Below are 12,797 nucleotides of genomic sequence, written 5' to 3'. Positions count from 1 at the left end.
GAGAGGAGTGGGAAAATGATAACTGAACAACTGCACATTTCATTAAATAATCCTATCATGTCCAACCACAAGGTATACGGACAAGCGTTATTACCCGGCCTTGCTTATATAGATTTGATCTACCAAGTATTCCAAGAACATGGTTACGCATATCAAGAGCTTGAATTAAAAAACCTGACTATTTTTTACCCTTTGATCGCAGACGAATTGTATGACATTGCTCTCACAATTCACGTGTCTGAAAGCAAGAAAGGGACATGGTCCATCATCATCGACGGACAAAAACAGCGTGGTGAGTCGCTTTCGGACAAAAGACAATATGTGACGGCTGACATGCATCGTAAAGAGCGGACTGCTTTTGAAGATTCAATAGACCATAATCAGTGGAAACATACAGCTGAAAGGATTTTGAATTTAGATGAACTGTATGAACAATGCCGCTCTCAAGAATTAGTGCATACCGGCATGATGAAGGCGGAAGGGCAGATTTATAAAACCAAAGAGGGTGCTTTGATTGATCTATCTGTCGGACATGAAGCGCTGGGCCATTCTGAAGCTTTTCTGTTTCATCCGACTCTCATTGATGGCAGCGGTATAGGTTCAAGCTGCCTTCTCTCAGATCAAACGATGTATCTGCCACTGTATTATGAATCTTTCTCAGCTTCAGAACGATTGCAAAAAGAGTGTACAGCACGGATCCTCTCTTCATCTGTGCGCCAGAAGAAAGAACTCACTTATATGACGATTGAATATTTTAATTCCTCCGGACAAAAAGTGGCCGAGCTGAAACAGTTTGCAGGCAAGTCTGTACGTGATGCGGCAGCCCTTCATTCTGGAAAAGAAATTCATGCTGTCTCTCAGAATCCTAGTCGGGACTATACGGCAATTGAAACGTATTTGCGTCAATTGCTTGCTGAACAGCTTGAAAGACCAGCAGAACAAATGGATATCCACGCCGGATACTATGAGCTTGGGCTGGATTCACCATCCTTGCTAAAAGTGGTTCAGAAGATAGGGACTGAGATCGGAGCGGATCTTTCGCCAACGCTGCTGTTTGAATATACGACGATTGCAGAACTAGCTGTGTATCTTGCTGATCACTATTCAATTGGAGAGGCGGACGATGCAGTTCGCCAGTCTCCTAAACCAATGCGGGATTCTTCAGCCGTCTCTCCCTCCTCAACAGAGATCGGGGGGGATATCGCCATTATCGGAATGGCAGGCCGTTATCCTAAGGCAAAAAACATACAGGAATTTTGGGAAAATCTTAAGGCAGGTACCGACTGCATCACGGAGATCCCAAACTCGCGCTGGGAATGGAAGGATAACAATGGGCTGGATTCACCTTCGGGCAAGCCATTGTCAAAATGGGGCGGGTTTATCGAGCATGCTGATTGTTTTGATCCTCAATTTTTCAGGATTTCACCCCGAGAAGCGGAAACGATGGACCCTCAGGAACGCTTATTTTTAGAGACATGCTGGGAAGCCATTGAAGATGCGGGGTATACACCAGAAACCATTGCTTCACCGCAGGGAGAAAATAAAAGGCAGCATGTCGGCGTGTTTGCAGGTGTTATGCATAAGGACTACTCCCTTATAGGAGCGGAGGCTCTATCAGAACATCATCCATTTCCTTTATCGCTGAATTATGCGCAAATTGCCAATAGGGTCTCTTACTATTGTAATTTCCACGGTCCAAGCATGGCGGTCGACACGGTCTGCTCTTCTTCATTAACTGCTGTTCATCTGGCAATAGAGAGCATCCGGAATGGAGAATGTGAGGCCGCGCTTGCCGGAGGCGTCAATTTGTCACTGCATCCGGCTAAATATATCAGCTATGGAAGTGTCGGGATGCACTCAAGTGATGGCTATTGCCATACATTCGGCAAAGGCGGGGACGGCTACGTATCTGGAGAAGGTGTCGGAACAGTATTGTTAAAGCCGCTCCGAAAAGCTGAACAGGACGGTGACCGAATCTACGCTGTCATCAAAGGCAGTGCCATTAATCATGTGGGAAAAGTAAGCGGAATTACAGTTCCGAGCCCGGTAGCTCAGGCTGATGTTATCGAAGCGTGCTTAGAGAAAACAGGAATTGATCCGCGCACCATTAGCTATATTGAAGCCCATGGCACTGGCACCTCATTAGGAGATCCGATTGAAATACAAGGATTGGTGAAGGCTTTCAGCCGAAATACACAGGACAAGCGATTCTGTTCAATTGGTTCTGTGAAATCAAATATTGGCCATGCCGAATCTGCAGCTGGTATCAGCGGTTTAACGAAGACTGTCCTGCAGCTGCACCATAAAACACTGGTGCCTTCACTACACTCGGAAGAGCTGAATCCATATTTGCAGCTGGATGAAACCCCGTTTTTTGTCCAGCATGATACAAAGGAATGGCAGCAGCCTTCTTTTACAGAAAACGGGTTGGACGTCACATATCCCCGCCGCGCCGGTTTAAGTTCGTTTGGCGCTTCAGGATCAAATGCTCATCTTATTTTGGAAGAATATATTCCGACAGAGAGCCGTTCAGAGCAGATTTTAGCGAAAAATGAAGAAATGATTATTCCTCTGTCCGCGAGAAATAAAGACCGTCTGCAGTCTTACGCTTTTAAGCTCCTTGATTTTCTGAGCGAAGACGTCAATCTTGTAGCGTTAGCTTATACATTACAGACAGGCCGAGTGGAAATGGAGGAGCGGGCAGCCTTCATCGTGAAGGACATAAAGGATTTATCTGCTAAACTTCGGGCGTTTGCAAATGGTGAAATAGAGATCGACGGCTGCTGGTCTGGGCAAGCCAAGGAGGATCAGGAGGCCGCGGGACCAACATTAACAAACAGCGAATTGAAGAAAATGGCTGAATCATGGGTTCAAGGAAAGCGGGTCATCTGGGACGAGCTATATGGCGATCGCAAACCGCTTAAAATCAGTGTTCCGACCTATCCGTTTGCAAAGGAGCGCTACTGGATACCAGCTCCTGAAACAAAAACCAGCATAGTAGATCATACCTTACATCCGCTGGTGCACCGCAATACGTCAGACTTTACTGAGCAGCGCTTCAGCTCTGTTTTTACAGGTCAAGAATTTTTCCTATCTGATCATGTTGTGCAGGGACAGAAAATCCTGCCGGGCGTTGCCTACCTAGAAATGGCAAGGGAAGCAGCGGAAAAAGCTGCGGGCGATCTGGAAGGTGAACAAAGAGTTGTGTCGCTTAAAGACATCGTCTGGATCCGCCCGATCACGATAGGAAGTGAACCAAAAGAAATACATATTGGCCTTTATCCTGAGGATAACGGGGACATTTCCTTTGACATTTACAGCAGCTCTGAAACTAAAGAAGAAACCCCGATGATACACAGTCAAGGCCGTGCAGTCATTTCAGCTGAAGCGGACACTCCTGTTTTAGATCTTGCATCCATACAGACAGAATGCAGTCTGGATACAGTGACGTCAGAACAATGCTATACGGCGTTTCGACAGATTGGGCTTGACTATGGCGAGGGCTATCAAGGGATTGAAAAAGTGCTTGTCGGACATGATCAATTGCTTGCAAAAATCTCGTTACCCGCTTTTCTAAAAGACGGCAAGCAGCATTTTACGCTCCACCCGAGTTTGATGGATTCCGCCTTCCATGCGACAGTCGGTTTTATCGTCAGCTCAGTCAATGCTGACGCACAGGACCATCAGCTGTCTCTCCCGTTTGCATTGCAGGAGCTTGACGTTATCAGCCCATGTCCTGAGAAGATATGGTCTTATATTCGATATAGTTCAGACAGTAAAGCGGAGGACAAAGTCAGAAAGTATGATATTGATTTATGCGATGAGAACGGGAACGTTTGTGTTCGAATGAAGGGCGCCTCGATGCGGGCACTTGATGGAGAGCAGACAAAGCCTCAAACAGCAGCTGATTCTCCGCTGACAGGCCATACGATGATGATCCCTGTCTGGGAACCGGTTTCTCCAAATGGTGAGGACAATGCTTTGTTTTTTGCTGCGCGTGCTGTTTTATGCGGTGGTACTGAAGGTGAACGGACGTTAATAAAGCAGCATCATCAGCAGGTTTCCTTTATTGATATCCGGTCTGCAGATGACATTGCTGCAATAGCGGACAAGCTGCAAGCGTGCGGAGGCATTGACCATGTATTGTGGATTGCCCCGTCACACCCGGAGAATATCGTTAGTGAGGGACAAGAAGAGGCCGTTCTTCAGGCATTTAAGCTAGTGAAGGCATGTCTTCAATTAGGCTATGGTGAGAAGAATATAGAGTGGTCTTTGGTGACCGTCCAAGCGCAGTCAGTTACTCCATCTGAGAAAGTTCACCCCGCTCATGCAAGCGTTCATGGATTCGCGGGCACAATCGCTAAGGAATATCCGCATTGGAAAATCCGTCTTCTCGATTTTGAAGAAGGCTGCATGTGGCCGGTACATCAAATGTTTACGCTCCCTGCTGACCGTCTCGGACACACTTGGGCCTATCGGAATCAGCAATGGCATCAGCAGCAATTGATCCCATATCGGTACTCACCGTCAAATGGCACGCTTTACCGAACAGGCGGAGTATATGTGGTCATCGGAGGTGCCGGGTACATCGGAGAGGCTTGGAGTGAGTACATGATCCGCCGCTATCAGGCGCAAATCGTTTGGATTGGACGCAGTCAAATCAATGATGCCATCCAGGCGAAAATAGACCGTCTCTCAGCGCTTGGCCCTGAGCCTTACTATATTGCAGCCGATGCTGCGAATATGCATTCATTGCAGCAGGCTTATGATCAAGTGAAAAAGCGTCATCCTGAAATTCACGGGATCGTTCACTCTGCAATGGTTTTATCTGAACAAAGCCTGGATAATATGACGATGGAAGAATTTACAGCCGGACTGGCGGCGAAGGTGGATGTCAGTGTTCGCACTGCCCAAGTGTTCCAACAGGAACATTTAGATTTTGTTCTATTTTTCTCTTCGCTTGTCGCACACATCAAAAATGTAAAGCAAAGCCATTATGCCTCTGGCTGCGCCTTTGCAGATGCTTTTGCTCACCAACTTTCTCATACCTGGGCTTGTCCTGTAAAAGTCATGAACTGGGGATATTGGGGGAACAGTGAAGCGGCCGAGGATGAACAGTATGTACAGCTTATGAATCAAATTGGCTTAGGCTTAATTGAGCCTGCGGAAGGTATGAAGGCGTTAGAAGCACTGCTTTCTGGACCAGTCAGCCAAACGGCATTTATTCATACGACAAAACCTGTAGCAGTCGAAGGCGTGAATCAGAAAGAATTCATCACCCTTTATCCTGAGCACCCTTCGGCAGACGCTGAAAGCCTGAAGGGGCGCCTGCAGAAAACAGGACAATTTCAAAGAGTGACACACGAAGAGCTGGACGATCTTCTTTACAGACTTTTGTTAGGCCAGCTGCAAACGGCTGGGCTGTTTGATGGTCATAGATTATCGATTGAACGCCTTCAACAATACAAGACTCGTGAATTTTATGAAAAGTGGCTTCGGCAAAGCAGTGAATTCCTTCTGCAGCATGGTTATCTTAAGAAAGATGGAGATTCATTGGTAAGGAAGGATCAAGCAGAGGATATCGCGCTGCTTTGGAAAGAATGGAATGCGAAAAAAGAAAAATGGCTCAAAGACAGCAATACAAAAGCGATGGTTGTTTTAGCAGAAACCATGCTGAAAGGATTACCGGATATTTTGACAGGGAAAGTGCCTGCCACAGATATGATGTTTCCTCAGTCCTCAATGGAATTAGTAGAAGGCATCTATAAGCATAACCAAGTGGCAGACTATTTTAATAAAGTGCTTGCCGATACGTTAATAGCTTATCTGGATGAACGGCTGAAGCACGATCCGCAGGCATCCATCCGCATTATGGAAATAGGGGCAGGCACAGGCGGCACGAGCGCCGGAATCTTTCAAAAACTGAAACCCTATCAAAACCATATCAAAGAATACTGTTATACAGATCTGTCCAAAGCATTTTTGCTGCATGCTGAAAAGGAATATGGGGCGGAAAATCCGTACCTGACGTATCAGCTTTTTGACGTGGAAAAACCGATTGACCAGCAGGAAATCGAGGCTGGCGGCTATGATGTCGTCATTGCAGCCAATGTCCTTCACGCGACAAAGAATATCCGTCAAACGCTGCGGCATACAAAAGCAGTGATGAAAAACAACGGAATGCTGCTGCTGAATGAAATGGCGGGAAACAGCCTGTTCCCTCACATCACCTTTGGTCTCTTGGAAGGCTGGTGGCTGTATGAAGATCCTGCAGTACGGATTCCCGGCTGCCCAGGCTTATATCCTAACAGCTGGAAAGCGGCACTTGAAAGCGAAGGCTTTGAATCTGTCTTCTTCCCGGCCGAAGCGGCCCATGATCTCAGTCACCAGATCGTCGCTGGCTCAAGCAACGGGCTGGTTCGCCGTATGATGATGGAAACTGTGATCTCGCCAGAGAAGGATGTTTCATTAGCGTCTAATAAGGAGCCAGCTAAGACACAAAACGTAGATTCGGAGAAAACAGGACAATCAAATCATGCTCACCTCAGAGAAATAAGCACAGAATATATGAAAAAACTAATCGGGGAAACATTGAAAATCCCTGCTAGCAAGATTGAGTCATCTGAACCGCTTGAAAAGTACGGGATTGATTCTATCGTCGTTGTCCAGCTGACGAATACCTTGCGTAAAGAATTTGACCATGTAAGTAGCACTTTATTTTTCGAGTACCAGACGATTGACGCGTTAGTTGAGCATTTCATCCAAACAAAAACAGAAGCGCTGATGAAACTGACAGGTCTTGACCGTCAAGTTCACCAACAGACACCGGCCGCAAGCATGAATAAGTCTTCAAAAAAATCTGGGCAGGCCGCTAAAGGAAAGCGGCGCTATCGCAAGTTTGGCTTCAGCAGGGAGAAAGAAACGCCAACACACGCTCCTGCCAGTCGTGACGTTGCCATTATCGGCATTTCAGGCCGTTATCCTCAAGCGGAGACAGCTGAACACTTTTGGAATAATCTAAAAGAAGGTAGAAATTGTATTGAGGAAATTCCGAAAGAACGCTGGGATTGGAAAGCCTATTACGATAAAGAAAAAGGAAAAGAAGGGTCGATTTATACGAAATGGGGCGGCTTTATCAAAGATATGGACAAATTTGATCCATTATTTTTTCAGATTTCTCCGCTTGAAGCAGAAAGAATGGACCCTCAGGAGCGATTATTTCTGCAAACCGCTTATGCAAGTATAGAAGATGCGGGATACACGCCTGACACGCTCTGTACAAGCAGAAAAATCGGCGTCTTTGCCGGAGTCATGAACAAAAATTATCCGACCGGCTACGGCTATTGGTCTATCGCAAACAGAATATCGTATTTGCTGAATTTTCATGGCCCAAGCCTTGCAGTCGATACAGCCTGCTCATCCTCTCTGACAGCGATTCATCTAGCGCTGGAAAGCATTTATAGCGGATCGAGTGATTGCGCCATTGCCGGCGGTGTCAATCTAGTTGTTGACCCGGTTCATTATCAGAACCTATCTGTCATGAATATGCTCTCTGCAAGTGATACATGTAAATCTTTCGGCGATGACGCAGATGGATTTGTCGACGGTGAAGGCGTAGGCGCCATTGTGTTAAAGCCGTTGCAACAAGCAATAGCAGACGGAGACCATATTTACGGTGTGATAAAGGCAAGTGCGATTAACAGCGGAGGAAAAACAAATGGATATACGGTTCCAAATCCTCATGCACAGGCACAGCTGATTAAAGAAGCGATTGAGCGCGCCAATATTCCTGCCCGAACCATCAGTTATTTGGAGGCGCATGGAACAGGCACCGCATTAGGAGATCCGATTGAGATAGCGGGATTAACAAAAGCATTTGAGGAAGATACGCTGGAGAAACAGTTTTGCGCGATCGGCTCCAGTAAATCAAATATCGGTCATTGTGAAAGTGCAGCTGGAATTGCAGGACTGACAAAAATACTTTTTCAGTTTAAATACGGTCAAATTGCGCCGTCACTGCATTCTCAGCGACTGAATCCAAACATTGAATTCAGCCATACTCCGTTTGTCGTTCAGCAGCATCTTGGTGAATGGAAGCGCCCGGTGATTGATGGACAGGAGGTGCCGAGACGCGCCGGATTGAGCAGTTTTGGCGCTGGAGGATCCAATGCTCATATGATTCTTGAAGAATATATTCCGCAAACAGAAGCGCAAACGCCTGAAGCTTTTCCTCCTGCGCTGATTGTGCTGTCAGCGAAAAACAGGGAACGGCTGCTAGAAAGAGCGGAACAGCTGCTCACAGCCATTCAAGAAAAAAGGTACTGCAAAACAGATCTGATCAGGATCGCCTATACCTTGCAAACGGGTCGTGAAGCAATGGAGGAACGGCTGGGCTTTATAGCGGAATCATTAGAGGATCTTGAGAGAAAGCTCCGCGATTTTATCGAAAATAAAGCAGACAGCCTGTACCTGGATCGCATCGATGAGAACAAAAAAGCATTAGCGGTCTTATCGGCAGATGAAGATACAGAAAAAATCATAGAGGCATGGATGAGCAAAGGGAAATACACGAAACTGCTGGATCTTTGGGTGAAAGGCTTGTCTTTTGACTGGGATAAGCTGTATGGAACAAATACGCCTGTCCGGATCAGTCTTCCCGCATATCCATTTGCAAGAGAACGTTATTGGGCACCAGATCAGGCAAAGGCCCCAGCGTCTAAAGAACAACAAACAGAAGAGCATTTTGAGGTTATGACTTTTCAAGAGGTGTGGAAAGAAGAACCGGCAACTCTCACATCGAAACGCTTCAAAACGCTCATCTGTTTTTTGACGGATAGAGAAAAGCAAAACGCCTTCGCTTCATCAGTGAAAAAAGTTGATCAAGACACCAAGGTCATTTTTATTTCGCAGGGTGAGGTGTACAGCAAACAGTCTCAATACAGCTATCAGATTGTGCGGCAAGAACCCGACACTTTTGAAAAAGCCTTCCAGAGCATTCAGGAGGAACATGGAGAGCCAGATGCAATCCTCTATATGTGGCCTGCGGAAGATGAGAGCTATATAAAGGACCTTTCATGCATTGTCTATTTATTACAAGGAATGTCCGCAGCGAAGCTCCATCCTTCACGGCTGCTGCTGGCGGGACGTTTTGAAAATGGTCTTGACCGGAGCTATCTGGAATCATGGATTGGCTTCGAACGCTCACTCGGGCTTGTTTTTCCACATACAAAAGTGACTGGAATCTTTCAGCCGGCAGATCAAGAATCGATGGATGATTGGGCTCGTAAAATCTGGACGGAATTACAGGCTTCAACTGAACAAACCGTTTTGTATCAAAATGGGAAACGATGTGTATGTCACATTAAACAGACCACCATACAACCGAACGACAGCAAATTGAAGTCTGGCGGCACTTACCTGATGACAGGCGGTTTAGGAGGGCTCGGTTATTTATTCGCCAAGCATTTGGCTAAAAACTATGCCGCAAACCTTATTTTGACAGGACGGTCGCCTTTCAATGACGAAAAGCAAAAGCAAATAAAAGAATTAAAGGATCTAGGCGGCGAAGCCATGTATGCAGAGGCAGATGTTTCTGATCCTATCGCGATGGGAGATTGCGTGAAACGAGGGAAAGACCGATTTGGCGCCATCAACGGCGTTATTCATGCAGCTGGTATCGAGAGCGATTCTGCTATTTTTGATAAAGAGATCGATAGCTTCCAGCGCATCATTGAACCGAAAATCAGCGGTACGATAGCGCTTGATGAATGGCTTAAAAATGAAATCCTTGATTTTGTTTGTTATTTTTCTTCGTCTTCTGCGGTTTTAGGAGATTTTGGCTGTTGTGATTATGCGGTCGGGAATCGGTTCCAAATGGCCTATGCACAGTACAGAAATGGGCTTCATAGCGGCAAAACGTATGTCATCAACTGGCCTGTATGGAAAGATGGCGGAATGAAGATCGGTGATGAAGAAACAACCGAATTGTACCTGAAATCAAGCGGCCAGCGCTTCTTAGAAGCCGATGAAGGCATTCGCCTATTCGAACACATCCTGTCTCAGCAGGATGCTCAGCATCTTGTGGTAGCCGGTCAGGCCACCCGGGTCAGCCGCTTTTTAGGAATGACCGAATCAGCTATTCCGAAACCAGCCATTCAAGCCCCAGTTGTACTAGAAAAAAGAGACGAGGTAAAAACGCTAAGCGTTGAAAAGCGTTTAGAACACGATCTGAAAGAGCGTATTCACACATTGCTTAAAATCTCAAAGGACAAGCTGGATTTGAACAAAAATTGGGCCGACTTCGGATTTGATTCCATTTATTTGGCTAAGTTCTCGAATGTGTTAACAAAGCATTTCAACATCGAAGTGACACCGGCTTTATTTTTTGGTTACTCGACTTTACAGGAATTAATCCGTTTCTTCTTAACGGATCACAAAGAGCTGATCGAAGCATTTTACCGGGATGATGTACCTGAGGCACAAAAGAATCCTGAAGATGATGCTCCGGTTCCTACAGAACTGGATACCAGCAAAAAAAGCGTCCGGCAGGTTCACGATGAGCCTATCGCCATTATTGGCATGAGCGGCAGATTTCCTCAAGCTGATTCGGTCATGGAGCTGTGGGACAATCTGAAAAACGGGAAAGATTGTATCACTGCCATCCCGAAAGAACGCTTGGACTGGGGGAGAGCTAACGGAGGTCCAGAAAAAGCAGTGCCGAGATGGGGCGCATTTTTGAAGGACATAGACCGATTTGATCCGCTGTTTTTTCAAATATCGCCTAAAGAAGCTGAAAGCATGGACCCGCGCCAGCGCATCTTTCTAGAGGAAGCTTGGCACACATTTGAAGACGCTGGCTATATGGGACATCGAATAAAAGGAAAATCCTGCGGTGTTTACGTAGGTGTGGAAGAAGGAGAATATGCGCATTTAACCGGAGATACGGATTACATTAACGGAACACAAAACGCCACATTATCTGCGCGAATCGCATACGCATTAGATCTAAAAGGACCTAATATGGCATTGACAGCAGCATGTTCATCTGGACTTGTGGCGATTCATCAGGCATGTTCAGCCCTCCGTCAGGGAGATTGTGAAATGGCTTTAGCCGGCGGCGTCAGCCTGAATATTTCTCAAATGTCATTTGAAGCGCTGACAAGAGCCGAAATGCTGTCTCCGAACGGACAATGTAAAGTATTTGACCAAGATGCCAATGGTCTGGTGCCAGGTGAAGCGGTGGCTGCTGTTCTCCTGAAACCATTATCAAAGGCCATTGAAGATAATGATCACATTTATGGCTGCATAAAGGCCAGCGGTGTGAATTACGATGGCAAAACCAATGGCATTACGGCACCAAATCCTTTTAGCCAGACAGAATTGATCGAGAACATTTATGAAAAAAATGGAATCAACCCGCTCAACATTCAATATGTGATGGCGCACAGTACCGGCTCGAATCTTGGTGATCCGCTTGAGGTCCAAGCGTTAACGAGCGTGTTCAGCAAATACACGAAGCAGAAGCAATTCTGCATGATGAGCTCGATTAAACCTTTAATCGGACACACATTTGCAGCGTCAGGGGTGGTTGCTTTAATCAGTATGCTGATGGCAATAAAAAACCAGACGATTCCGGCTACTCATCATTGTGAATCGGACAACCCGTATATTCAGTTTAAAGAAAGCCCGTTTGTGCTTTGCAAAGAGAACCTTCCATGGATCAGGAAAAATCAGAATCCGAGGATGGGAACCATCAGCACGACAGGTATCAGCGGCACCAATGCCCATGCAGTCATTGAAGAATACATCCCGGATGAGCAGCCGTTCACACAGCGGCATAAAGAGTCAGCTGAATGCCCGCAGGTTATCGTACTATCGGCCCAAAATGACGATCGGCTTCAGGATGCTGTCAGCCGCATGATTGTGTATCTTGAGCAGAATCAGAACCTATCTTTACCTGATGTTGCATATACACTTCAGGCTGGAAGAAAAGCCATGGAAGCGAGGCTCGCGATTGTTGTGAACAATCAGGAGCAATTGGTGCGAAAATTGAAGGAATACGCGGAAGCAATGAAGAATGGTGAGGTATCAGGCCAACAGGCATCCCTTTATATAGGACATACGGAAGGGGTGTTAGTAGAACAGGATGAAACATTCCTGCAAGCTCTCGCAAAAGAAAGAAATTTGGAAAACATTGCGGAATGTTGGGTGCGAGGACATCAGATCCCGTGGGAATTCCTTCATGAAGGCGATGACGTTCGGACGATTCCTTTACCTGGCTATCCGTTTGCAAGGGAGCGGTATTGGGTTTCGTCAGGCAATCATCAAACAAAGGCCGCTAAACCGCATATACAAGACATGAAAACAGAGATTGACGAGCCTAATGGAGAAACACACATTCAAAAGGTCATTGTTCAATTTTTAGTACGAGAGTTGGGCATATCTGAGGAGCGAATAAGCTTCAAAAGAAACTTTTTGGATTATGGGATGGATTCAATTCTTGGCCGAAAATTGATGCGTCATATCGAAAAAATCACGCAGATGAAGGTGACTGGCCGGGAAATCCTTGAATATCAGACAGTCCAAGATTTATCCGCTCATTTGGCCTTAAAAGCTGAAAAACGCAATCAAAGCGCGGCAGCACATCAAACAAAGGGAACGTATACAGACGAGCAAATCATCGGATTGATGCAAGAGGTGGCGCAAGGAAAACTGGATTTTAAGAGTGTGCAAAACATCATAGAAGGGAGTAAATCGTATGAATCATAAAGAAATTCTCGATGCCTTCAGATCAGGAG

General features: G+C 46.1%; 1 protein-coding gene. It reads left to right on the top strand.

The window, feature by feature from the left end; all coding sequences use genetic code 11:
* Positions 1–15 precede the first annotated feature (15 nt).
* Complete coding sequence (locus V6D41_RS05235; protein WP_333517502.1) at positions 16–12,768, top strand: type I polyketide synthase; 12,753 nt, start codon at positions 16–18, stop codon at positions 12,766–12,768.
* The last annotated feature ends 29 nt before the right edge of the window (positions 12,769–12,797 follow it).

It is taken from the genome of Bacillus sp. 0102A, from assembly GCF_036765155.1.
Taxonomy (GTDB): Bacteria; Bacillota; Bacilli; order Bacillales; family Bacillaceae; genus Bacillus; species Bacillus subtilis_G.
This window is presented reverse-complemented; position numbering and strand designations above follow the sequence as displayed.